21 protein-coding genes are annotated in these 22,434 nt (G+C 64.2%); 14 read left to right on the forward strand and 7 right to left on the reverse strand.

Going from position 1 to position 22,434, the window contains the following annotated elements:
- Window positions 1–22: 22 nt before the first annotated feature.
- From X739_RS152755 to X739_RS152740, 4 genes are read right to left on the reverse strand one after another with little or no spacing between them, the layout of a single operon-like run.
- On the reverse strand, window positions 23–679 hold the full coding sequence (locus tag X739_RS152755) for a GntR family transcriptional regulator (protein WP_023771171.1): 657 nt from the start codon (window positions 677–679) through the stop codon (window positions 23–25).
- A gap of 15 nt (window positions 680–694) precedes the next feature.
- On the reverse strand, window positions 695–1,999 hold the full coding sequence (locus tag X739_RS152750; protein WP_031247752.1) for an aspartate aminotransferase family protein: 1,305 nt from the start codon (window positions 1,997–1,999) through the stop codon (window positions 695–697).
- Window positions 2,000–3,058: a phosphotransferase gene (locus tag X739_RS152745; RefSeq protein WP_023771173.1), complete on the reverse strand. Its 1,059-nt coding sequence runs from the start codon at window positions 3,056–3,058 to the stop codon at window positions 2,000–2,002.
- Window positions 3,055–4,356: an ArgE/DapE family deacylase gene (locus X739_RS152740; protein WP_023794658.1), complete on the reverse strand. Its 1,302-nt coding sequence runs from the start codon at window positions 4,354–4,356 to the stop codon at window positions 3,055–3,057. The genes X739_RS152745 and X739_RS152740 overlap by 4 nt, the downstream gene beginning before the upstream one ends.
- Window positions 4,357–4,534: 178 nt before the next feature.
- Here X739_RS152740 and X739_RS152735 point away from each other — a divergent pair, with 178 nt between their 5' ends.
- From X739_RS152735 to X739_RS152700, 8 genes are all read left to right on the forward strand, one after another.
- On the forward strand, window positions 4,535–5,182 hold the full coding sequence (locus X739_RS152735; protein WP_023771175.1) for a GNAT family N-acetyltransferase: 648 nt from the start codon (window positions 4,535–4,537) through the stop codon (window positions 5,180–5,182).
- Between the two features lie 68 nt (window positions 5,183–5,250).
- Window positions 5,251–7,893 (forward strand): LuxR C-terminal-related transcriptional regulator, encoded by a 2,643-nt coding sequence (locus X739_RS152730; protein ID WP_245273841.1) that lies wholly within the window; start codon window positions 5,251–5,253, stop codon window positions 7,891–7,893.
- 80 nt (window positions 7,894–7,973) lie between these two features.
- The gene (locus X739_RS152725) at window positions 7,974–9,095 is read left to right on the forward strand and encodes a class II histone deacetylase (protein ID WP_023771177.1); all 1,122 of its coding nucleotides are present in this window, start codon (window positions 7,974–7,976) and stop codon (window positions 9,093–9,095) included.
- On the forward strand, window positions 9,040–9,957 hold the full coding sequence (gene urtB, locus X739_RS152720) for an urea ABC transporter permease subunit UrtB (protein WP_245273842.1): 918 nt from the start codon (window positions 9,040–9,042) through the stop codon (window positions 9,955–9,957). Before X739_RS152725 ends, urtB begins: the two co-directional genes overlap by 56 nt.
- Complete coding sequence (locus X739_RS152715) at window positions 9,954–10,937, forward strand: branched-chain amino acid ABC transporter permease (protein WP_023794659.1); 984 nt, start codon at window positions 9,954–9,956, stop codon at window positions 10,935–10,937. Before urtB ends, X739_RS152715 begins: the two co-directional genes overlap by 4 nt.
- On the forward strand, window positions 10,937–11,641 hold the full coding sequence (locus X739_RS152710; protein WP_023794660.1) for an ATP-binding cassette domain-containing protein: 705 nt from the start codon (window positions 10,937–10,939) through the stop codon (window positions 11,639–11,641). The genes X739_RS152715 and X739_RS152710 overlap by 1 nt, the downstream gene beginning before the upstream one ends.
- 2 nt (window positions 11,642–11,643) lie before the next feature.
- Window positions 11,644–12,345 (forward strand): ABC transporter ATP-binding protein, encoded by a 702-nt coding sequence (locus X739_RS152705; protein WP_023794661.1) that lies wholly within the window; start codon window positions 11,644–11,646, stop codon window positions 12,343–12,345.
- 78 nt (window positions 12,346–12,423) lie between these two features.
- Window positions 12,424–13,593, forward strand: coding sequence for a substrate-binding protein (locus tag X739_RS152700; RefSeq protein ID WP_023794662.1), 1,170 nt, complete (start codon window positions 12,424–12,426; stop codon window positions 13,591–13,593).
- A gap of 37 nt (window positions 13,594–13,630) precedes the next feature.
- On the opposite strand, the gene X739_RS152695 is transcribed toward X739_RS152700, so the two are convergent.
- Together X739_RS152695 and X739_RS152690 are read right to left on the reverse strand one after the other, a co-directional pair.
- Window positions 13,631–15,277: an acetolactate synthase large subunit gene (locus X739_RS152695; RefSeq protein ID WP_023794663.1), complete on the reverse strand. Its 1,647-nt coding sequence runs from the start codon at window positions 15,275–15,277 to the stop codon at window positions 13,631–13,633.
- 94 nt (window positions 15,278–15,371) lie between these two features.
- Window positions 15,372–16,274: a LysR family transcriptional regulator gene (locus X739_RS152690; protein WP_023794664.1), complete on the reverse strand. Its 903-nt coding sequence runs from the start codon at window positions 16,272–16,274 to the stop codon at window positions 15,372–15,374.
- A gap of 103 nt (window positions 16,275–16,377) precedes the next feature.
- Here X739_RS152690 and X739_RS152685 point away from each other — a divergent pair, with 103 nt between their 5' ends.
- The 3 genes from X739_RS152685 (at window position 16,378) to X739_RS152675 (ending at window position 18,927) form a co-directional block, all read left to right on the forward strand.
- Entirely contained in the window at window positions 16,378–17,367 is a 990-nt protein-coding gene (locus X739_RS152685) for a zinc-dependent alcohol dehydrogenase family protein (RefSeq protein WP_023771185.1), read from the forward strand.
- Between the two features lie 184 nt (window positions 17,368–17,551).
- Window positions 17,552–17,851 (forward strand): zf-TFIIB domain-containing protein, encoded by a 300-nt coding sequence (locus X739_RS152680; RefSeq protein WP_023771186.1) that lies wholly within the window; start codon window positions 17,552–17,554, stop codon window positions 17,849–17,851.
- A gap of 74 nt (window positions 17,852–17,925) precedes the next feature.
- Window positions 17,926–18,927, forward strand: a complete 1,002-nt coding sequence (locus X739_RS152675; protein WP_023794665.1) for a Tim44 domain-containing protein — start codon at window positions 17,926–17,928, stop codon at window positions 18,925–18,927.
- A gap of 25 nt (window positions 18,928–18,952) precedes the next feature.
- On the opposite strand, the gene X739_RS01000000166075 is transcribed toward X739_RS152675, so the two are convergent.
- Window positions 18,953–19,288 carry a beta-propeller fold lactonase family protein gene (locus X739_RS01000000166075; protein ID WP_023794666.1) on the reverse strand — a complete coding sequence of 112 codons (336 nt, stop codon included), beginning with the start codon at window positions 19,286–19,288 and terminating at the stop codon, window positions 18,953–18,955.
- A gap of 268 nt (window positions 19,289–19,556) precedes the next feature.
- On the opposite strand from X739_RS01000000166075, the gene X739_RS152670 reads away from it, so the two are divergent.
- Genes X739_RS152670 through X739_RS152660 form a run of 3 tightly spaced genes read left to right on the forward strand, consistent with a single transcriptional unit; the run spans window position 19,557 to window position 22,431 of the window.
- Window positions 19,557–20,108 carry a MaoC family dehydratase gene (locus tag X739_RS152670; RefSeq protein WP_023794667.1) on the forward strand — a complete coding sequence of 184 codons (552 nt, stop codon included), beginning with the start codon at window positions 19,557–19,559 and terminating at the stop codon, window positions 20,106–20,108.
- Window positions 20,109–20,110: 2 nt separating this feature from the next.
- A complete protein-coding gene (locus X739_RS152665; RefSeq protein ID WP_023794668.1) occupies window positions 20,111–21,271 on the forward strand; it encodes a CaiB/BaiF CoA-transferase family protein in 1,161 nt (386 codons plus the stop codon).
- A 32-nt stretch (window positions 21,272–21,303) separates the two neighbouring features.
- Complete coding sequence (locus tag X739_RS152660; RefSeq protein ID WP_023794669.1) at window positions 21,304–22,431, forward strand: extracellular solute-binding protein; 1,128 nt, start codon at window positions 21,304–21,306, stop codon at window positions 22,429–22,431.
- Window positions 22,432–22,434 lie beyond the last annotated feature (3 nt).

The following is a 22,434-nucleotide window of genomic DNA, read 5'->3' on the forward strand; positions in this document are numbered from 1 at the left end:
GCCGACCGAGCCTGCCCTGCGATCAGTGCGCCATGTGAAGATTGTCGGAGAGGACCGCGGCCGCCACGGAGATATCCTCTTCAAGGGAAGCCCGAACGGCCGGACCGTTGCCCTGTTCCAATGCGGCGACGATCCTGCCGTGTGCGTCATTGGACTGCGGAATGTAGCGATCGGCCCGCATCAGGAGCTTAAGATAGGGTCCGACGCGCCCCCAGAGATCGCGGATCATGTTCAAGAGGATCGGCGCGCCGGCGTGCTCGTAAATAGCAAAATGGAAGGCTTCGTTCAGGGAAAGATAGGCCGTGGGGTCCTGCGTCTCGATGGTCCGCTGCATGCCGGCGAGCGCGGCTTGGATGTCGACCAGCCCGCTTTCAGTCATCCGTGACGTGGCCATCTCGCCCGCCAGTCCCTCGACGGCGATGCGGATGCGCGTCAGTTCCGCGAAAGCGGGCGCGGATAGCAAGGGCACGATGATCGAGCGGTTGTTCTGCATTTCCAGAAGCCGCTCGGCGACCAGTCTTTGCAGCGCCTCGCGGATCGGTGTGGTCGAAATGCCAAAAGTTTCGGCGAGCTTGCGAATGACCAGCGTCTGGCCCGGGCTGAAGCCGCCCGAGATCAATTCCTGCTTGAGCGCACCGTAGGCGCGGTCATTGAGGGTTTGATGCTCGAGCTTCAGCATGCGTGTCTGCTCGGCTCACCAGTTCGACAGTGCGCGATCGAGCGCCTCGGCCAGCTGCTCGGCATTGTCCCTGGCAAAGGGCAGCGGCGGCCTGATCTTCAGCACATTGCCGCGCGGACCGCACGACGAGATCAGCACGCCGTCCTCGCGCATGGCTTCAACGACCGATGAAGTCTTGGCAGCAGCAGTGGCCTCATCCTCCGTCAGCTCGACGCCGAAATAGAGGCCGTTCTGCCTGACATCGGCGACCATGCCGTGCCGGCCTTGCAAGGCGCGCAGCAATTCCCCGGTGTAGGCGCCAACCGTCCGCGCGTTCTCGATCAGCCCCTCGCCCTCGATCACATCGAGCACGGCGATGCCGACGGCGGCCGCCACTGGATTGCCGCCGAAAGTGTTGAAGTAGCCGGTGTTCGAACCGAACGAGCTCACCAGTTGCGGCCGCACGATCACCGCGCCCATCGGATGCCCGTCGCCGATCGGCTTGCCCATGGTGACGATGTCAGGCGCGAGGCCATAGTTGGCGAAGCCCCACATGCCCTGGCCAAGCCGGCCGAAGCCGGACTGGACCTCATCGGCGATGACGATGCCGCCTGCTTTCCTGACGTGATCGGCGGCCTCGCGCATGACGGACGCGTTGGGAAAGAAAATGCCGTCGCTGGAAAAGGCGGAATCGAGCAGCAACGCCGCCGGGCGGATGTTTTGCGCGCGCATATCCTCGATGGCGGCGGCGACATTTCTGGCGAAATCATGGGCGGCGCGGCCGCCGTCGCGGAACGTGTCCGGCGCCCCCACGGCTCGATGCCGCGCGGACACGCCCGCTGCCCCGACCGCCGCCGGCGACAGCTGTGCTGTCGCGATGGTGGCGCCGTGATAGGCGAAGTCGGTGATGATCACGCCGGTGTTGCCCGTCGAGTGCTGGGCGATCCGGATGGCGAGATCGTTGGCCTCGCTGCCGGTGCAGGTGAACATCGCATGGCCGAGATGGGAAGGAAGCGTGCCGAGCAGCCTTTCCGCGTAGTCGAGGATGATCTCGCTGAGATAGCGCGTGTGCGTGTTGAGCGTGGCGGCCTGCACAGACAGCGCCTCTACGACGCGCGGGTGGCAGTGTCCGACGGAGGCGACGTTGTTATAGGCGTCGAGGTATTTTCGGCCTTGGGCATCGTAGAGCCAGACACCGCTGCCACGCACCAAATGGATGGGGCTGCGGTAGAAGGCGCGATAGGTCGGCCCGAGTAATCTGGCACGGCGTTCGAGCAGCGCTTGCTCGGATGCCGCCGGATCGACATTTGCAGGATATGGCGAGGACAGGGACACGGGCATCTACTCCGGCTTGGAATGGTCGAGAAAATAGCGGCGGGCGTCCGCGGACGACAGTCCGTCCAGCCGCTCAAGCGAGGCCCAGACCTCGGTGATGAGGCGTAGGACATAGTCGCGTTTGGCCGGAAAACGCTCGGCCTGCCAGCTGGCGATGTTGGCGATGAGTGCGAGGCGGGCACGAATGAGGTGAAAGAGGATGCCAAGTTCTTCGATCTCGAGCGGCTGCACGGACTGATAGCCGGCGACGAAGCGCGCGGCGGGCGCCAGCGGATGACCTTCGGCCGGCCAGCGATAGACGGCCCCGATGGCGAGATCGCAGATCAGCGGCGAATGGATCATGTCGCCGAAATCGAGGATGCCGTTGACCATTTCGGGTCGCGAAGCGTCCATCACCACATTGTAGGAGTTCATGTCGTTGTGGACGATCTGGGCGCGCAGCCCCGGAATAACCGGTGCCGCGTGCTCCTCGTAGGCGTCGATGACGCGCTCGACCATGGCGCGATGGCCGGCATCGACGATATGCGCCAGCATGGGCCGCGTCTTGGCGACCTTGCGGATGTCCCACAAAAGGTCGCTGCCGGCGGCCGGATGGAAGAACCCGCGCAGCGCCCGGCCAAGCCTGGCGAGGAAGATGCCGAGATTGCGATCCTGTGCCGATGAGGTGGGCGAGCGCGAAAGCAGCTGTCCCGGCAGATAGGTCACGAGCCGCACGATGCGCGGCGCCGATCCGCCGATGCCGACCATGAACTGCGCTTCGCCTTCGAGGCTCTTGCGCACCGAAGGAACCGGCAAAGCCGGGTCGACCGTCAGTATGTGGTCGAGCGCCTTGTTCTGGAAATCGGTGAAATCAGCCTCTTCCGCCGGATGCGATATCTTCAGGACAAATTCGCCCTCGCCTTCCGAATGGACGTGAAAATTGTGGTCGCGTTCGCCTGGCAGCGTGCGCGCGCTGCCAGTGAGCCCATAGTGCCGGCGCAACAGGGCAAGCGCCTCGGCGATCGAGACATCCGGCGCATCGTCCGCGAGCGTCTCGCCGAAAGCATCCGATATGGCCGCGTTCATGGCCTGACCTCGTGATCGATCGGCTCGAGGCCGCACCAGTCGGCGATGAACAACGCGATGGTCTGGGTGACCTTGCGCACCGAGTCGAGATCGACAGCTTCGTCATAGCCATGCGGCATGCGGCAGATCGGGCCGTAGACGATTGCCGGCGTGTCGGCATAGAGGCCGAAGAAGCGCGCATCGGTGGTGGCCGAGGTGACATGTTCCGTCAACGGCTCACCCCACACGGCGGTATGGCTGCGGCGCAGCACGGCTTCCATCTCGTCAGCGCCCTCCAGCACATAGCCCTCGGCCATGAAGCCGTTATAGGTCATCCTGGGCGGGCGATTGGCGAGGAACGGATCGGCGCGGGCGGCATCGGCGATGCAGGCCTCCAGTTCGGCCCTGGCGTCCTCGAGCTTCTGGCCGGGATAGGTCGCGACCCGCATCTCGAAGACACAGCGCGCGGGAACGCTCGATGTCCATTCGCCGCCTTCGATCTTGCCGAGGTTGAATCGGATCGGGTGCGGGTGACTACAGAAATGCCTGTCGTCAACCTTTCTGGCATTCCAGACGATTTCGAGTTTCTTCAGCGCCTGGATGATGAGGAAGGCCTTTTCGATGGCATTGGCGCCGGCGGAAAAGGCGCCCGACGCGTGCTGCGGATCGCCGTCGACCTCGACCCTGAACCAGATCGGCCCAACCTGGGCCCGCATCAGTCTTGGTTCCAGCGGTTCGGGAATGAAGGCGGCGTCGGCGCGATAACCGCGCTGCAGGCAAGCGAGTGCGCCATTGCCGGTGCACTCCTCCTCGACCACCGACTGCAGGAACACGTTCGCCGCCGGCTGATAGCCGAGGCCGCGCAAGGCGGCGAGCGCAAAGAGACAGGCCGACAGGCCGGCCTTCATGTCGCCGGCGCCACGGCCGTGCATCCAGCCATCCTCGATCGCCGGATCGTAGGGATCGCGCACCCAGCGGTCGAGCGGTCCGGTCGGCACCACATCGATATGGCCGTTTAGGATCAGCGAGCGACCGGTGACGTTTTTCGGCGTGTGGGTGGCGACGACGTTGAACGCGTCATCGTACGAAACGGCTACGGGCGAGAATCCGGGCAGGTCGCGGATCGCATTGACGTCGACACGCCACATATCGACCGCATAGCCATTGGCTTCATAGGCAGCCGCCATGAAGGATTGCGCGGCGTGTTCCTCACCACGCTGCGAGGGAAAGCGTACGAGGTCCGCCAGGAAGGCGAGCTGGCGGTCGAAGCCATCGTCGACCGCCCGCAAGATGGCCTCGTCCGCAATTCGCTCAGGCATGATATTCCGCTTCTCCATGGATGGTGTATCATATCTCATATGCCATTCTCCGAAAAGGCAAGGCGACAGGCGGGCCAAAATGATGGCCCACCTCTGGAGCCACTTGGCAGGCGGTCGCAGAGTTGGCATCAGCTTCTTGACATGCCGCCCAGGCTGCGCGGCGGAAGACCGAGGACAGATGCAAGTCACTGAAGGCTCATTGCCGGATGAAACCACCGATCTCGCGCCGGGCTACCGGCGCGTGCCGGCAGGCAAAATCATCAATGCGGTGACGTGGATGGAGGCGCGTGCCCCGGTGCCCGGTCTCGTGCATCCGCTGACGATGAGCCGCGTCACCAAGCCCGATCCCGCCGTCTACCGCGCAGTCTTCCTCGAGATCGGCGCTCCCTGGCTCTGGGACCGCGCCGCCGAAATGTCGGACGCCGACATCGCGGCGCATTTCGCCGACCCACGTCAGCATCTCTACTACGGCCATGATGAGAGTGGGGGCCAGGTCGGCATGGTCGAATTCTCTCTCGCCGACAGCAACGAGATCGAGATCACCTATTTCGGCCTGTTTCCCTCCTTGACTGGCCAAGGCTTCGGCAAACGGCTGATGGCGGGCGCGCTCGACCAGGCATGGCGCCTAGGTCCCATCCGCATCTGGCTGCACACCAGCAGCTTCGATCATCACAGCGTCATCGGTTTTTACAGGGCTTGCGGATTTGAACCCTATGCAACCGGTTTCGAAATCACCGATGATCCCAGGATCAAGGGAACCCTGCCGCGCGATTGCGCGCCGCAAATTCCGCTGATCGAAACGGAATGGGTGCCCGGCGCCAGATGAGACCATCGTCGCAACCCACCAGCCTGGCATCGCCTCACCACCGCCGGTGGGTACGGCGCGAGAGCATCTTGTCGAGGCTGGAGCGGAATGTCGACACGCGCATCGTGCTGTTCGCCGCGCCCGCCGGCTTCGGCAAATCGACGACGATGGCGCAATGGGCGGCCGAGGTCGCGCGCCACGGCCGGCTGACGGCCTGGCTGTCCTGCGAGGCGACGGACAATGACGAAGGCGCCTTCCTGTCGCATCTGGTGGGGGCGTTGCGCCATCTCGTCCAGAACCCGGCCGAGCTCGACCTCGCCTTCCAGTCGAGCCCCATCCCGCAGCTCGACGTGGTGCTTGCGGCACTCGTGTCGGGTTTCGCGGCACGCCACGCCGACATCACCCTGTTCTTCGACGACTATCACGCCATCGATGCACCGGCGGTGAAGCGGTTCATGGAACGGCTGACCCGGCAGGCACCAACCAACGTCGTCTTCGTCATCGGTTCGCGCAACCTGCCCGAGCTGCAGCTCGGCAAGCTCAGGGTGCTCGGCGATATCTTTGAAATCGGCCCGGACGATCTGCGTTTCGCCTCGTCGGAAGCCGAAGCCTTCTTCAACGACAAGCTGGGCCTCTCTGTCAGCAGCGGCACGGTGGAAACACTGTGCTCGCGCACCGAAGGCTGGGCCGCCGGCCTGCAGCTCGCCTCGCTGTCGCTCGGTGCGGCCCATGCGCCCGAAACCGTCATCGGCAATTTCACCGGCGCCAACCGCAACGTCGCCGACTTCCTGATGGGAGAAGTGTTCCTGGAACTGCCGCCGGTGCTGGCGAAGTTCCTGCTCTATTCCTCGATTTTCGAGCGCTTCAGCGCCGAGGCCTGCCGGGCGGTGATTCGGGAGGCGGACGCCGAGGTTGCCATCACCGAGATCGAGACCCGCAACCTGTTCCTGGTGCCGCTCGACGAGGAACGGCGCTGGTTCCGCTATCATCACCTTTTCCACGACTTCCTCAGCCGTGAAATGGAGCGGCGGGAGCCGGAGATGATCGCACCGCTGCACTTGGCGGCTTCGGAATGGTTCGGCGAACGCAAGATGCTGACCGAGGCCATCGGCCATGCGCTTGCCGCCGGCGACGAAGCCCGCGCCGCGGTGTTCATCGAGAACAACGCGCTAGAACTCATCGCTCAATGCCAGCTTCTCTATGTGCGCCAACTGCTGGCGCTGCTGCCAAGGAAACTGATCGACCAGCGCATCCGGCTGCAACTCGTCGTGCTATGGCTTGCGGTGCACAGCAGCCAGCCCGAGATTGCCCAGCAGACCCTCGCCAACGCGCGCCAGCTCGTCGAAACCGGGCCGACCGATAGAAAGGACCCGGGCACGCTGACCGGCACGACCATCGAGGCTGAACTCGAGGTCCTTGCAGCGGCCGTGCACAGCACGCTGGAACAGTTCGAGGACGCGCGCGACACCGCACTGGCGGCCCTGCGCATCATCGCCCCCGATGCGTGGTTCATGGAAGGCGCGACCGCAAACGTCATCGGCTACAATCTCTACGCGCTTGGCGACCTTGAGGGCGCTCGCGCTGCCGTGGACGCGGCGCGCAAGGCCCATGAGCGAAGCGGCAGCCTGCTCGGCGTCACCATCGCCAACTGCTACATGGCCGTCATCGAGCGCTCGGCCGGCCGCCTGCCCGCGGCCGAACGGCTGCTGCGCAACGCGATCATCGAGGCCAGGACGCGGATCGGCGCCAACTCCTATGCCGAGGCCCTCGCCGGAACGCTGCTTGCCGAACTCGCCTATGAGACCAACGCATCCGGCGAGGCACTGGCGCTGGTGGAGAATCTCGGGCCGCTGATCGAGGGCGCCGCGGTCATTGTCTATCCCCTCGCCAGCGTGCCGACCTATGCCCGGGCGCTGCAGCTGACCGGTCGCGGCCAAGCCGCCCTCGACATGCTGGAGCGCGTCTACCAGCGCGCGCGCGGCTCCGTCTACCGCCGCCTCGCTTCGGTGCTGGTGCACGATCGTATCCGGCTGCTTCTTGACCAGAACCGCATCCCCGAAGCCCGCGTGTTGCTCGACGAGCATCGCCGCGAAAGCGCTGAAACCGCCTCTACCGTCGCCAACGAATTCGAGTTCTTCGCCGAAGGCCGGCTGCTTACGGCGGAAAAATCCTACGCGGCGGCGGCGGCAATTTTCGACGCACTGCTGGAGCGAACCAAAAGCAGCGGGCGCATGCGCCGGCACATACTGGCGCTGATCCTGCGCGCCAAGAGCGCCGGCCATGACCAGCGGGGGGCAGACCGCCATCTGCACGAAGCATTGCGCCTTGCGCAACCCTCGGGCTTCATCCGCTCCTTCGTCGACGAGGGCAGGTCTGTCGTCGAAGGTTTGATGCGACTGCGGGCGGCCCAGGCAAAGGCCGACCCGTCACTGTCGGCCTATGCGACGCGCATCATCAATGCAGCGCAGACGATGCCCGTGACGACGCGCAAACCAGCCGCCCCGACGGTCGAGAAAGAACAGCTCACCCAGCGCGAGTCCGAGTTGCTGCACTTTCTTTCGGAAGGCATGTCCAATCGCGATATCGCCGTTGCACTGTCGGTAAGCGAAACGACGGTGAAGTGGCATTTGAAAAACATCTTCGGCAAGCTCTCGGTATCGAACCGCGTCCAGGCGGTGCGCGCGGCGCAGGTCGCCGCAAACCTCCGTACCCCTCCGAAAGGAGGGGCATAGATAACAGACGTGGCCCCTCTTTAGGGTCGGGCCGGGCGATTGTTAGCCTGCTAGCGTCTGGTTTTTAGAGGATGCCGCGGATGGCGACAGGCTACGTTTTTCACGAACAGCTGATGTGGCATGATACCGGCTCCAGCGCCGACATGATGCCTCCCGGCCGTTTCGTGGAACCCGGACGCCACCTGGAATCGCCTGGATCGAAGCGACGGCTCAACAATCTCATCCAGGTCAGCGGCCTGGCACGCCATCTGGTTCCGATCATTGCCGAACCGGTAACGGTGGAAGACCTGCTGCGCGTCCACACGCAGCGCCACGTCGATGATATCAGGATACTGAGCGAAGGCGGATCCGGTTTCGCCGGGCCTCAGGCACCGATCGGCCTCAACAGTTTCGACATCGCGCTGTTGTCCGCCGGCACCACCTATGCCGCGATGCGTGCGGTGCTGACCGGCCGCGTCGACAACGCCTATGCGCTGGCGCGGCCGCCCGGGCACCATGCCGAACCCGACCAGGCCATGGGCAATTGCCTGTTTTCCAACATCGGCGTCGCCGTGCGGCGGCTGCAGCACGAGGGCCTGCTCGGCCGTGCCGCCGTGGTGGACTGGGACGTGCATCACGGCAATGGCACAGAGACGGTGTTTTATTCCGATCCGTCGGTGCTGACGATTTCGCTTCACCAGGACAATCTCTACCCGACCGGACGCGGCGCGCTGGCCGACAATGGCAAGGGCGAAGGCGAAGGCTACAACATCAACATCCCACTGCCGGCCGGCAGCGGCACAGGCGCCTATGAAGCCACGTTCGACCGCGTCATCGGCCCTGCCTTGCGCGCGTTCAAGCCCGACCTCGTCATCGTCGCTTCCGGTTTCGACGCGTCCGGCTTCGATCCGCTCGGCCGCATGATGCTCAACAGCGAATGTTTTCGCCGCCTTGCCGCGCGCATGGTGGCGCTCGCGGCCGAAGTCTCGAACGGACGGCTGATGATGAGCCATGAAGGCGGCTATTCCGAGGGCTATGTGCCATTCTGCGGCCACGCCGTCATCGAGACGCTGGCCAATCACCGCACCGAGGTGGTCGACCCGCTGTCGGACCATATCGACGAGTGGGCGGGGCAGGACCTGCAGCCGCATCAGGCGGCGGTGATCGATGCCGCTGAAGGCCTGCTCGCGCGCTTGCGCCAACGCCTCGCCAGCGCGGCCTGAAGCGATGGATTTCGCCATCACGACATTGCTCAATGCACTGACGCTGATCAGCATCCTGATGCTGGTCGGGCTCGGGCTGGCGATCAGCTTCGGCCTGATGAACGTGACCAATCTGGCGCATGGCGAGTTCGTCACCGTCGGCGCCTTCGCGGTATACTTCATCCAGAGCATGGGCGGCTCGTTCTGGCTGGGCCTGGCGGCGGCGCCGATCGCCGGCGCCGTGGTCGGCTGCATCTTGGAATTCGCCATCATTCGCCACCTCTATTCGCGGCCGGTGTCGACGGTGCTTGCCACCTGGGGCGTCAGCCTCATCCTCCAGCAGGGGCTGGAACTGACCTTTGGCCTCGGCGCCAAGCCGGTGACGCCGCCGATCGAGGGCACGCTCGACCTCTTCTTCACCGTCTATCCGGCCTATCGGCTGATCCTGATCGGCATCGCCATGGCGACATTGCTCGGCGTCATCCTGCTGATCAGCCGCACATCCTTCGGCCTCGACATCCGCACCGTCATCCAGAACCGCGAAATGGCGGAGGGCGTCGGTATCAACACGCGCCGCACCTACGCCATCGCCTTCACCTTCGGCGCGGCCATCGCGGGCCTTGCGGGTGGGCTGGTCGCGCCGCTGGCGATCGTGCTGCCGCAGATGGGGGTGAACTATCTCGCCAACGCCTTCTTCGTCGTGATCGTCGGCGGGGTCGGCTCGATTGGCGGCCTCGTCGCCGGCAGCGTCTTCGTCGGCGGGCTGACAAGCATCCTCAACTACCAGATCTCGCCATCGCTGGCGCAGGCGATCGTGCTGCTGGCGGCCATCGTCGCCGTGCGGCTGCGGCCCAACGGCCTGTTCAACGGGGCTTCGCGATGATCGCCCGGGACCGCAACTGGCTGCTGATCTTCGTCGTCTGCGTGGCGCTCGCGATCCTATATCCCTTCCTCGCCGACGGCTACCAACTGACGGTGATCCGCGACGCGCTGATCTTCGGCCTGTTCGCGGCGAGCCTCGACTTCTTCTGGGGCCGCACCGGCATATTGTGCTTCGGCCACGCCGCTTTCTTCGGTATAGGCGGCTACATCATGGCGTTGGTCACGCTCAACGACGCCATTCCTTTCGGCGGCTTGCTCGGCATCGTGGGCGCCATTGCGGGTGCTGCCTTCGTCGCCGCCATCATCGGTTACTTCCTGTTCTTCGGCGGCATACGCGGCAGCTACTTCAGCATTGTCACGCTCGCCATGGGCGTCATCTGCCAGCAGGCCGCGGTCTCGTGGAGTTCGGTCACCGGTGGCGACAGCGGCCTGATCGGCATTCCGCCGATCGAATTCGATGTTGGTGGCCGGAATGTCGACCTCAGCCAGGACCTGCCGAGCTATATCTTCGTCTCGGCTGTCGTCGCCGTGGTCGTGCTGGCGCTGTGGTCGATCAGCCGTGGCCGCTGGGGCACGGTGCTGACCGCCATTCAGGACAATGAGGTCCGGGCGGCGGCACTCGGCCATAATGCGCCGTTACGGCTGCTCGTCACCTTCATCCTTTCGGCAGCCATCGCCGGGCTTGCCGGCGCGCTCTATGTCTGCATGGCCGGGCTGGTTGCCCCCGATCTGTCCGGACTGCTTCTGTCGACGGAGGTCATTGTCTGGGTGGCGGTCGGCGGGCGCGGCACGCTGCTTGGCCCAGTGCTGGGCGCAATCTTCATCCAGCGCGCGCAGCAGACGATCAGCAGCTTCAATCCGAGCCTATGGCCGCTGCTGCTGGGCTGCGTCTTCGTCATCATCGTCTTTGTCCTGCCGGACGGCATCCTGTCGATCTATGCGCGGCTGAGGAGCCTGTTCAAAGGCAGGAGGCAGGCCTGATGAGCGACGTCCTGCTCCAGGCCGAAAATGTCGGCATCCGCTTCGGAGGGCTGCAGGCCCTCGAAGGATTGAACCTGACGGTCCGCGACAAGGAGCTCTGCTGCATCATCGGGCCGAACGGCGCCGGCAAGAGCACGTTCCTCAACGTTCTGACCGGCACGCTGCGCCCGACCAGCGGCAGCGTCCATTTCCTCGGCCGAGACATTGCCGGCCTGCCGCTGCATCGCATCGCCCGGCTCGGCATTGCCCGCAAGTTCCAGATCCCGTCGGTCTTCCCGAGCCTCTCGGTGGAGGACAACCTCAAGGTCGCACGATGGGGTGCCCCCTTCCCGGCCCGGACAATCGGTGAATTGATGGAACTGGTCGCGCTGACCAATCGTGCCGCCACATTAGCCGGCGAACTGGCGCACGGCCAGAAGCAATGGCTGGAGATCGGTATGGCGCTGGCCATCGAGCCACGGCTGCTTTTGCTCGACGAGCCAACCGCCGGCATGACGCCGCAGGAGACGCTGGCGACGGCCGAAATGCTGCTGCGGCTGAAGGGCGAGTTCTCGATTGTCGCGGTCGAGCATGACATACGCTTCGTGCGGGCGCTGAATTGCGAGACGCTGGTGCTGCACCAGGGGCGCCTGCTTCGCAGCGGTCCCTTCCACGACATCGAGGCCGACGAGATGGTCCGCGACGTCTATCTGGGGAGGCGCTGAGCATGCTGCGGACACTTGCCGTTTCGGCCGGCTACGGCCTGCTCCCGGTGCTGAACGGCATCGACCTCGGCGTCGCGGCGGGCGAAGTGGTCGGCCTGCTCGGCCGCAACGGTGCCGGCAAGACAACGCTGCTGCGCGTCATCGCTGGCGGCCTGAAGGCGAGCGGCGGCGCGGTGGTTCTCGGCGACCAGGATCTCACCAACGCGCCGGCCTTCCGCCGCGCACGCGTGGGCATCGCCCATGTGCCGCAGGGCCGCGGCATCTTCAATCAGCTGACCGTGCGACAGAATCTGGAAGTCGGCACCCGCGCCGCCAAGGATCGTGGCGACGGCGACATTCCAGCCGATATTTTTGGCTATTTTCCCATCCTTCGCGAGCGCGAGGCGCAGATCGCCGGTACGCTCTCGGGGGGCCAGCAGCAGATGCTGGCGATAGGCCGCGCGCTGTGCGGCCTGCCGTCGGTGCTGCTGCTCGACGAGCCTTCGGAAGGCATCCAGCCGAACGTCGTGCAATCGATTGCCGAGCTGGTGCCGCGCATCGCGCGTGAGCGTAGCATCGCCATCGTTCTGGTCGAGCAGAATCTCGATCTCGTTCTCAAGGCGGCGGATCGCTGCCTGGTGATGGAGAAGGGCAGGATCGTGCATGAGGGCACGCCGGAAGCATTCGCCGACGAGACCCTACTGAAGGACCTGTTGGCCCTATAGGGGCGCCTGAAGCGCCTGGGAGCTTGTTGACTTGTAAGGCGTGCATGGGGCGCGCCTGGACTGGAAGGGAACACAACAATGATAAACAGAAGAACTGTTCTGAAATCCGGCGGCGCCGCGGCCGCCTTCGCAATGGTCGGCGCGCCTGGAATCCTGCGCGCTGCAGATACGGTCAAGGTCGGGCTATCGATCCCGATCACAGGGCTGCAGGCGATCCTGGGCGAGACGCTGCTCAATTGCTACAAGCTCGCCGCCGCCGAGCTCAACGCCGCCAATGGCATTGGCGGGCGCCAGGTCGAGCTCTTCATCGAGGACAACCAGACCACGACCAAGGGGTCCATCGACAAGGCCCGCAAGCTCCTCAACGAGGACAAGGTCGACGTGATCATGGGAACGATCATTTCGCCCGAGCGCAGCGCCACGCTTTCCGTCACCTCGAAGGCCAAGAAGCTGTTCTTCTACCCGACCAATTTCGAGGGCGGCGAATGCAATCGCTACTTCGTCGCCACCGGACCTATCCCGATGCAGCAGGTAGACCCGATGATGCCGTGGGTGGCCGAAAACCTCGGCAAGACCATCTACATCATGGCGTCCGACTATGCCTGGCCGCAGAAGATGACCGAGGCGATCACAGCAACCTATGAAATGGCCGGCGGCAAGATCGTCGGCGCCGACTATTATCCGTTCGGCACCACGGATTTCGGCCCGGCCTTCCAGAAGATCAAGTCGTTGAAGCCTGATGTCGTGTGGTCGATGGTGGTCGGCAACGACGCCGTCACGCAGCTCAAGCAGTATCGCAGCTTCGACATCAAACAGCCTCTGATCGCACCGCTCGACGAGGTCTTCAACAAGGACGCGCTGCCGCCTGGCGTCGCCGCCGGCACCTACGCGCCGCAGCCCTACTGGATGGCGCTCGACAACCCGGTCAACAAGAAGTTCATCGCGAACTTCCGCGAGAAATTCGGCCAGGAGAAGATGGTCAATGGCATCGGCGAGGCCGGCTATAACGGCCTGCATCTCTACGCGCTGGCGGCCGAGAAGGCCGGCTCGCTGAAGGACGACGATGTGCTCAAGGCGCTGCCGACGATCGAGTTCGATGCGCCACAAGGCAAGATCCGGGTCGATGCCAGCAACAACCACACGCTCTGCCATTCCTATGTCGGCAAGGCGGCGGCGGACGGCATCGGCTACGAGATCGTCAAGGATTTCGGAACGATCGCGCCGGTAACGCCTTACTGCAAGCTGTAGGCATCAACCGATCCTGACGGCGGCTTTGCCGCTGCCGTCAGGGTGCCTTTGGCGCGGGCAAGCGCTCGCGCAATTCGTCGACAAGCACCCTGGTGTTTTCGGAATAGTCCATGGGCACGACGACGAGATGCACGCCGCCGCCGGCGAAGGCCTGTTCCAGCGCCGGCAGCAGGTCGGCAATTTCGCCAACCCTGGTCCCCTTGGCGCCATAGGCTTCGGCGTATTTGACGAAGTCGGGATTGCCGAAGGTCATGCCGAAATCCGGGAATTCGTCGACAGCCTGCTTCCAGCGGATCATGCCATAGGCATGGTCTTCCAGCAGCAGGATGACGAGGTTGAGCTTGAGCCGGACAGCAGTCTCCAGTTCCTGGCTGTTCATCATGAAGCCACCGTCGCCGCAAATGGCCATGACGCGACGCTGGGGATAGAGCAGTGCCGCCATCATCGCCGACGGCAACCCGGCGCCCATGGTCGCCAGCGCATTGTCGAGCAGCAGCGTGTTGGCCATGCGCGTGCGGTAGTTGCGCGCGAACCAGATCTTGTACATGCCGTTGTCCAGCGCGAGGATCCCGTCCGCCGGCATCACGGCGCGCACGTCATGCACGATGCGTTGCGGCGTGAAACGGTCTTCGGTGGCGCGCGCGGCGATGCGGCTCAAAATGCCTTCGCGCAGCGGCAGCAGGGCCTGCGCGTTGGGAATCTTGCCCTCAATGCGGTCCGCCAGCAGCGCCAGCGATGGGCCGAGGTCGCCGACAATCTCGGCTTGCGGGAAATAGACCTGCTCGACATCAGCCGTCTGGTAGCCGACATGTATAACCCTCGGCCCCTTCGCCCCCATGATGAAGGGCGGCTTCTCGACCGTGTCGTGGCCGATGGTGATGATCAGATCGGCCTGTTCGATGGCCTCGTGCACGTAGTCGCGTTCCGAAAGGGCCGCCGTTCCCATATAGAGTTCGGTACCGCCGGGCACCGTGCCCTTGCCCATCTGCGTGGTGAAATAGGGAATTTGCGTGCGCAGCACGAACTGGGCGACATCGGGAGTGACGCGCGGGCGCGACGCCGCGGCCCCGAACATCAGCAGCGGACGCTTGGCCTCGATGATCATGCGGGCGGCGCGATCGAGCGCGCCAGCGCTGGCCAGGGGCAATTCGACCGGATGCGTCGGCACCAGGGCGATCGGCTCGCATTCCGCCGCCGCTATGTCTTCCGGCAGTTCGAGATGCACGGGGCCGGGGCGCTCTTCCTGGGCGACGCGGAAGGCTTCACGCACCAGCGACGGGATCATCCTGGGCGAGACGATCTGGCGCGACAGCTTGGTCAGCGGCTTCATCGCCGCGATAATGTCGACGATCTGGAAACGCGCCTGCCGGGACGACAGGATGCCCTTCTGGCCGGTGATCATGATCATCGGCATTGCGCCAAGCAGCGCATAGGCAGAGCCGGTCGTCAGATTGAGGGCGCCGGGGCCAAGCGTTGTGATGCACACACCCGGCTTGCCGGTGAGCCTGCCATAGGTGGCGGCCATGAAGGCCGCCGCCTGCTCGTGGCGCGTCAGGATCAGCTGGATCGACGAGCGGCGGATGGATTCGACGATGTCGAGATTTTCTTCGCCCGGAATGCCGAAAATTCGTTCGACCCCTTCATTTTCGAGGGCCGCCACGAACAGATCCGAACCCTTGGTCATGAACCGTCTCTCCTGCGATGCGCGCATTCCATAAGCCACCTTCATATGGCACCCGAACGCCACGCCTCAAAGAGCGCAAGTCGTCAGTTGGCGATCACGCCATCATTTTCGGTAAGGCGGCCGCCAATACGTCGACGGCCAGCCTGACCTTGAGCGACAGATGCGGCGTCCGCAGCCAGAGCGCATGACAATCGTAGGGATATCGTGGCTGGTCCGGCAACAGCTCGACCAGCGTGCCGGCCTGAATGCGCTCACGAGCCAGCCAGTAAGGCAACCACGCCAGCCCCATGCCGTCGACGGCGGCATCGGCGATAGCATCGAGATCGTCGAGCCGCAGCCGGCCGTTTGGGATAAGCTCGAGCGCAGTCTGCCCCTCGCGCGGAAATAGCCACGGCTGAACGATCATGCCGGGCCGGCGGTAGACAATCGCCTGGTGATCGGCGAGGTCGTCGATCCGCCGCGGCTCGCCATGAATTTCCAGATAGGAAGGCGCGGCACAGACGACCATGTCCTGGCGTGCAACGCGACGGGCGATCACACCGGCCTTGTCGTCCAGACCGCCGGTTCGGATGGCGAGGTCAAAACCGTCCTCGGCGAGATCGGCGAAACGGTCGCTCAGCGACAGGTCGAGTTCCAGCATCGGATATTGCCCTGCCAGCTTCAGCAGCACGGGGGTGACGCAGTGGCGCCCGAAATGCGCCGGCATGGTGACGCGCAGTTTTCCGCGCGGTTCCGAGAGCTGGTCGGCGGCGAGCGCATCGGCCGCTTCGGCCTCGGCCAGTACTAGGCGGCACCGCTCATAATAGGCGCGGCCGAAATCGGTCAGGCTCTGGCGGCGCGTGGTCCGGTTGATGAGACGCATGCCAAGCCGCTCCTCGAGAAACCGGACATGCTTGCCGACCATCGGTGCGGATAGATCGAGCGCAGTGGCCGCTGCCGCGAACGAGCCGAGATCGACCGCCCTGACGAACACGGCCATGCTCTCGAGCCTATCCATATTCGAAACTCCGGATTTCTACTGCATAATCCGAACAGCCGTTTATCGCACAAAGCTTTCGCGTCATAGCTCATTAGGTGTCAGATAATTTGGAGTGAACCGAATGGCCCGTATCATTCGCTTCCACCAGCATGGTGGTCCCGAGGTCCTGCGCATCGAGGAGGTCGACCTACTCCCACCGGGCCCGGGCGAGGTTCAAATCCGCGTCAAGGCGCTCGGCCTCAACCGCGCCGAGGCGCTGCTGCGCGCGGGCAGCTATATCGAGACGCCTGGGCTCCCCTCCGGGCTCGGGCTGGAAGCGGCGGGCGTCATCGAGGCAATTGGCGAAGGCGTGACGAGGCTGGCGGCTGGGGACGCCGTCAGTGTCATCCCGCCGCAATCGATGGTTCGCTGGCCGGCTTACGGTGAGCTTGTCACCTTTCCCGCGGGGCTCATCATCAAGCATCCGGCGTCCCTCGACTGGCAAACCGCGGCGGCGGTCTGGATGCCGTACCTCACCGCCTACGGCGCCCTGATCGACATCGCTAGGCTGCGCCCCGGAGAAGGCGTCGTCATCACGGCGGCTTCGAGCAGCGTCGGGCTTGCGGCGATCCAGATCGCCAACAGCGTTCGTGCGATAGCGATCGCGGTGACGCGGACATCGGTGAAGAAGCAGGCTCTGCTCGACGCCGGCGCAGCACATGTCGTGGTCCTTGAGGAAGAGGAACTTGCGGAAAGACTGAGCCAGATCGCCGGACCGCAAGGCGTGCGCGTGGTGCTGGACGCGATCGGCGGGCCGATCTTCGAGCCGTTGACGGCGGCGATGTCGCGAGGCGGCATTCTGATCGAATATGGCGGCCTCAGCAGCGAGCCGACCCCTTTCCCCTTACCTGCGATACTGGGCAAGACGCTGACATTGCGCGGCTATCTCGTGCACGAGATCACCGGCAACCCGGAGAAGTTGGAGGCGGCCAAGGCATTCATCCTCGAAGGCCTGGCGGACGGCACGCTCAGGCCGATCATCGACAGGATCTTTCCCTTCGACCTGATCGTCGAGGCGCATCGCTATCTCGAATCGAACGAGCAGTTCGGCAAGATCGTGGTGACGGTTTAAGCAGCAAATCGCTCTCGCCGGCAACATTGCCCCTTGAAGGCTTCGCCCCGCATTCCTAACTCCCGTGTGCGGGCCGGGCCCTCTGACTGTCGCTTTGGCGACCGTGATGTCGGACCGCTTCAACGGGCCCGTTTCCATTCCTTTCGGTTAAGCGGGCTCATTCCTTTCTGGTTAGGAGCCCCACATGACATCTTCCCTCCTTGGCATGGTTTGCCCCTCCTGCCGCGTCGCCCTCGTGATGAGCGAACGCCAGGGGATCGAGATCGACTACTGTCCGCAGTGCCGCGGCGTCTGGCTTGATCGTGGCGAACTCGACAAGATCATCGAACGGTCCGGCAGGGACACATCGCCCGCGCCGCAGCCACAGCCGGCAGCGTTCTCCCCGCCGCCCCGTGGCCGGGACCGCGATGACGACTATTCCCGCTCGCATGGCCACCGCTATCCGAAGCGGAAGAAATCATTTTTCGAAGAGCTGTTCGATTGACCATATGAGGCCGGTCTTTCCAAGGCCGGCCCTTTGCCGAAAACGCCCCAAACCACAGCGATAAAGGTCACCCGATGATTTCCCGCACAAGCCGATTCGCCACACTCTTTGCCGGCCTGTTCCTTGCATTCTCCATGGTTGCGATCGATCATGCCGAGGCGCGGCGCGGCGGCAGTTTCGGCAGTCGCGGCACGCGCACGTTCCAATCGGCCCCGCCGACCCGGACCGCGCCGGCGCCGACCGCGCCGGCGCCGACCGCGCCGGTCGAGCGTTCGATGACACCCAATACCGGCGTGAACAATGCTGCCCGGCAGCCGCCGGCCGGACTGCAGAGGCCCGGCTTCATGAGCGGCTTCGGTGGAACGATGTTGCGCGGCCTGCTGATCGGCGGCCTGATCGGACTGCTCCTTGGCCAAGGTTTCGGCGGCCTTGCCGGCATGTTCGGATTCCTGCTCCAAGCCCTGCTCATCGGTGGCGCGATCATGCTGGCCATCAGGTTCTTCCGATCGCAATCCGCGCGTGGCCCCGCGCCCGCGCTCGCCGGCATAGGCAATACCCAGGCTTCACGGTTCGAGAACCGCGCACAACAGGAGACGGGAAGCGCTGGCTCCTTCACAATTCCGGGGTTTGGCGGCGGATCGGGCGGAGGCTACGAGACCACCCGATCCGAAGAGATCACGCTGGCCCAGGCCGACCTCGACGCGTTCCAGCAGTTGCTGACCGAGATTCAGGAAGCATTCGGCCGCGAAGACCATGCGGCATTGCGCCGGTCGGTAACGCCCGAGATGGTGTCCTATCTGTCGGAAGAGCTGGCAGACAATGCCCAGAAAGGTCTCAGGAACGAAGTATCCGACGTCACGCTGCTGCAGGCCGACATCGCGGAAAGCTGGCGCGAGGATGACCGCGACTACGCCACGGCGGCGTTGCGCTACGAGTCCCGTGACGTGATGCGCGAACGGGCGAGCGGCAAGGTCGTCGAGGGCGATGAGGAGCAGCCGACCGAGACGACCGAGTTGTGGACGTTCACGCGCCAGAATGGCTCGAGCTGGAAACTCTCGGCCATCCAAGAGGCTTGAGCCCGGCTAGTCTGCTGGCCGGTGGTCATGCGACGATCTTGACACACATCGGCGGGCCGATCTCGATGCCGCGCCCGGTATCGGTCAGCATGCCCTTGCGGGCGTCGCGGACGAAGATCGAAATGCGGCCGGCATTCTGGTTGGCGGAGAACAGATGGCCGCCCGAAGGCGTCAGCGCCAGATTGCGCGGCGTGGCGCCTCCGCAAGGGATATAGCCGACAAGACTTAAGCTGCCGGTCTCCTGGTCGACCGTGATGATGACGACGCTGTCGTGGCCACGGTTGCCGCCATAGACGAAACGGCCGTCCGGCGAGATCTGGATATCGGCGCAGTGATTGCTGTCGCGGGCCTCGGCCGGCACCGCCGGCTTCGTGTCGATGATCGACGCCTGCCAGTCGCATTGTCGAGCGCCATCGACGCGACAGTCGAATCCAGCTCGTTCATGACAAAGACAAAGCGGCGCGTGGGACCGCCAAAATTTCGCTTGTCCTCGCTTGCAACGCAAACCCATATGTGAAAATAGTATTTACAAAAGAAGATTGATGGGAGGAGGACGTCGTGCACTCAGGCGCTTTGAAGCGTGCTCGAATGGCTGGATGGGCGCTTTCTCGAGCCCGCTGGACTACGCCATGAGCGATTTCGCGCCAACCGTTGGAGTTGTCTCGACGCACCCTAGGAATATGCCCGCCGATCATGCCACCCTGCCGGTGTGGAACGCCGAGAACTGGTTCTATGAGGACTGGCCGGTCGGCCAAAAGATCCGCTCGCTGCGCCGCACCATGGCCGAGGGCGACAGCCACCTTTTCAACACGCTGGTGCTCGACATCCATCCTTACGTGCAGGACCAGATGTTTGCCGAGAGCGACGGCATTTTCGGCAAGCGGCTGATTGCCGGCGCGTTCGTCTTCTCGGCCGGCCTCGGGCTGGTCGCCACCAACTGCGTCAACGCTTTTTCCTATGGCTATGACAAGCTACGGTTCATAAAGCCTGTCTTCATCGGGGATACGATCTATTCGATCCGTTCCAACCTCGACAAGAAGCCCCGCTACAAGGAGATGGGCCTGATCCGCGCCAGCTACGAGGTGTTCAAGGGAGAAGGCGAGCTCGTTCTCTATTGCGAGCATCTGCAGACGGTGAAGTACCGCAACCCGGCCGATTTCCTCGGCAAGACGGAGAAATAGAGATGCCGGCAGCAGCCGAATTGCCGCTTGCCGGTCTCATCGTCGTCGACATGAGCCAGTTCCTGTCCGGGCCCTACTGCTCGCTTAGGCTGCTCGATCTCGGCGCCCGCGTCATCAAGATAGAGCGTCCTGACGGCGGCGACCTGTCGCGCCGGCTCTATCTCAGCGACACCGAGATCGGCGGCGATTCCACCATCTTCCATGCCATCAACCGGGCCAAGGAAAGCCTCGCCATCGATCTGAAGAACGAGGCGGACCTCAATACATTGCGCGGGCTGCTGGCCAAGGCCGATGTGCTGATCCAGAATTTCCGGCCGGGTGTCATCGAGCGCCTTGGCCTCGACTACGAGGCCGTCCGCCAGATCAATCCGCGCCTGGTCTATGCCTCGATCAGCGGTTATGGCGAGGACGGCCCATGGGTCAAGCGGCCCGGCCAGGATCTGTTGGCGCAGGCGCGCTCCGGGGTGATGTGGCTGAACGGCGACGAAGACCAGGGGCCGGTGCCGTTCGGCCTCGCCATCGGCGACATGCTGGCGGGTGCGGCCTGCGCGCAAGGCATTCTCGCAGCACTTGTGCGGCGCGGCATCACCGGCCAGGGCAGCCATATCGAGACCAGCCTGTTGGAAGCGCTGGTCGACTTCCAGTTCGAGGTGCTGACCACGCATCTCAATGACGGGCGCCGCCTGCCCAGGCGCTCGAGCTTCCGCAGCGCGCATGCCTATCTCTCGGCGCCTTACGGAGTCTATCCGGCCAGGGACGGTTATCTCGCCATCGCCATGACGCCGATCCCCAAGTTGGCCGACCTTTTGTCGCTCGATGAACTGGCTTCCTATCGCGACAGGCCGGAATCCTGGTTCACCGCGCGCGACGATATCAAGGCGATCATCGCCCAGAGGATCGCGACCAAGACCATCGACGACTGGCTGGCCATTCTCGAGCCTGCCGACATCTGGTGCGCCAAGGTGCTGACCTGGCCGGAGATGCTGGCAAGCGAGGGCTTCCAATCGCTCGGCATGCTGCAGACTGTGACGCGCGAGGACGATGTCTCGATCCTCACCACCAGTTCACCGCTGCGGGTCGATGGCGTCAGGGCCAAGGTCGACCGGGCAGCACCGCGGATTGGCGAGCATAGCGCCGCAATCCGCGAGGAGTTCGGCCTGTGACCACGCGCTCCCTCAAGCCCACGCTCAGGGGCATGACCTGGAACCATCCGCGCGGCTTCGATCCGATGGTCGCCTGCTCGTCGGTGTGGAAGCAGAAGACGGGTATTGCCGTCGAATGGGACAAGCGCTCGCTGCAGGATTTCGAGTCCTTCCCGGTCGAGGAGCTGGCGCGAGCCTATGACGTGATCGTCATCGATCATCCGCATGTCGGCCAGATTACCGCGGAGCGCTGCCTCGAGCCGCTTGATCTCGTCGGCCGCGAGGCGGAACGCGCCGCCCTCGCCTCAGGCAGCGTCGGCCAGTCCTATTCGAGTTACACATGGCAAGGACGGCAGTGGGCGTTTCCCATCGATGCGGCAACGCAGGTTCAGGCCTGGCGACCCGAGGCGCTCGACCAACCGCCATCACGATGGAGCGAAGTGCTCGATCTCGCTCGGCAGGGCCACGTGCTTCTGCCGTTGCGGCCGCCGCATTGCCTGATGACCTTCTACACGCTGGCCGGTAATCTCGGGCATGCCTGCGCGACCGATCCGTCGGGCGATCTCATCGATGTCGAGACGGGCTGTGAAGTCTTCGAGATGATGCGTGAGATCGCGGCGTCGGTCGACCCGACCTGCTTCGACATGGACCCGATTGCCGTTTCGGAACTCATGGCCGAGGCTGGTTCGCGCATCGTCTGCGCGCCGCTGATCTATGGCTACGCGTCTTATGCGGCGTCAAGTTTTCGCGCCAACAGGTTAGCTTTTGCCGACATCCCGGTCGTCGGTTCCAATGGTCCGACCGGCTCGGCGCTCGGCGGCACAGGCATAGCCGTATCAGCCTTCTCCAAGGCCAAAGAGGCAGCGATCGATTTTGCCTATTGGGTCGCCAGCGGCGATGTCCAGCGTGGCATCTATGCCGCCGCCGGCGGGCAGCCGGGCCATGCGGCTGCCTGGGAAGACCAGACTATCAATGAACTGGCCGGCAACTTCTATCGGGGCACGCGCGCGACGCTGGAGAGCGCCTGGGTGCGGCCGCGCCATGACGGCTACATGGCGTTCCAGCAGGCGGCGTCCGACCGCATCAATTCCGGCCTGACCTCGGGCCATCGTGCCAGCCAGGTCGTCGCCGATCTCATTGGCCTGTTCCGGGCCAGTTCCCCCTCGCTTGGCGAGAGCTGAGGG

This window comes from Mesorhizobium sp. LNHC209A00, assembly GCF_000502915.1.
In the GTDB taxonomy this organism is placed as follows: domain Bacteria; phylum Pseudomonadota; class Alphaproteobacteria; order Rhizobiales; family Rhizobiaceae; genus Mesorhizobium.

Bases quoted from the DNA above. Each gene is read 5' to 3' on its own strand.
- X739_RS152755 (WP_023771171.1), bottom strand. From the start codon at position 679: ATGCTGAAGCTCGAGCATCAAACCCTCAATGACCGCGCCTACGGTGCG.
- X739_RS152750 (WP_031247752.1), bottom strand. From the start codon at position 1,999: ATGCCCGTGTCCCTGTCCTCGCCATATCCTGCAAATGTCGATCCGGCG.
- X739_RS152745 (WP_023771173.1), bottom strand. From the start codon at position 3,058: ATGAACGCGGCCATATCGGATGCTTTCGGCGAGACGCTCGCGGACGAT.
- X739_RS152740 (WP_023794658.1), bottom strand. From the start codon at position 4,356: ATGCCTGAGCGAATTGCGGACGAGGCCATCTTGCGGGCGGTCGACGAT.
- X739_RS152735 (WP_023771175.1), top strand. From the start codon at position 4,535: ATGCAAGTCACTGAAGGCTCATTGCCGGATGAAACCACCGATCTCGCG.
- X739_RS152725 (WP_023771177.1), top strand. From the start codon at position 7,974: ATGGCGACAGGCTACGTTTTTCACGAACAGCTGATGTGGCATGATACC.
- urtB (WP_245273842.1), top strand. From the start codon at position 9,040: ATGCCGCTGAAGGCCTGCTCGCGCGCTTGCGCCAACGCCTCGCCAGCG.
- X739_RS152715 (WP_023794659.1), top strand. From the start codon at position 9,954: ATGATCGCCCGGGACCGCAACTGGCTGCTGATCTTCGTCGTCTGCGTG.
- X739_RS152710 (WP_023794660.1), top strand. From the start codon at position 10,937: ATGAGCGACGTCCTGCTCCAGGCCGAAAATGTCGGCATCCGCTTCGGA.
- X739_RS152705 (WP_023794661.1), top strand. From the start codon at position 11,644: ATGCTGCGGACACTTGCCGTTTCGGCCGGCTACGGCCTGCTCCCGGTG.
- X739_RS152700 (WP_023794662.1), top strand. From the start codon at position 12,424: ATGATAAACAGAAGAACTGTTCTGAAATCCGGCGGCGCCGCGGCCGCC.
- X739_RS152695 (WP_023794663.1), bottom strand. From the start codon at position 15,277: ATGACCAAGGGTTCGGATCTGTTCGTGGCGGCCCTCGAAAATGAAGGG.
- X739_RS152690 (WP_023794664.1), bottom strand. From the start codon at position 16,274: ATGGATAGGCTCGAGAGCATGGCCGTGTTCGTCAGGGCGGTCGATCTC.
- X739_RS152685 (WP_023771185.1), top strand. From the start codon at position 16,378: ATGGCCCGTATCATTCGCTTCCACCAGCATGGTGGTCCCGAGGTCCTG.
- X739_RS152680 (WP_023771186.1), top strand. From the start codon at position 17,552: ATGACATCTTCCCTCCTTGGCATGGTTTGCCCCTCCTGCCGCGTCGCC.
- X739_RS152675 (WP_023794665.1), top strand. From the start codon at position 17,926: ATGATTTCCCGCACAAGCCGATTCGCCACACTCTTTGCCGGCCTGTTC.
- X739_RS152670 (WP_023794667.1), top strand. From the start codon at position 19,557: ATGAGCGATTTCGCGCCAACCGTTGGAGTTGTCTCGACGCACCCTAGG.
- X739_RS152665 (WP_023794668.1), top strand. From the start codon at position 20,111: ATGCCGGCAGCAGCCGAATTGCCGCTTGCCGGTCTCATCGTCGTCGAC.
- X739_RS152660 (WP_023794669.1), top strand. From the start codon at position 21,304: ATGACCTGGAACCATCCGCGCGGCTTCGATCCGATGGTCGCCTGCTCG.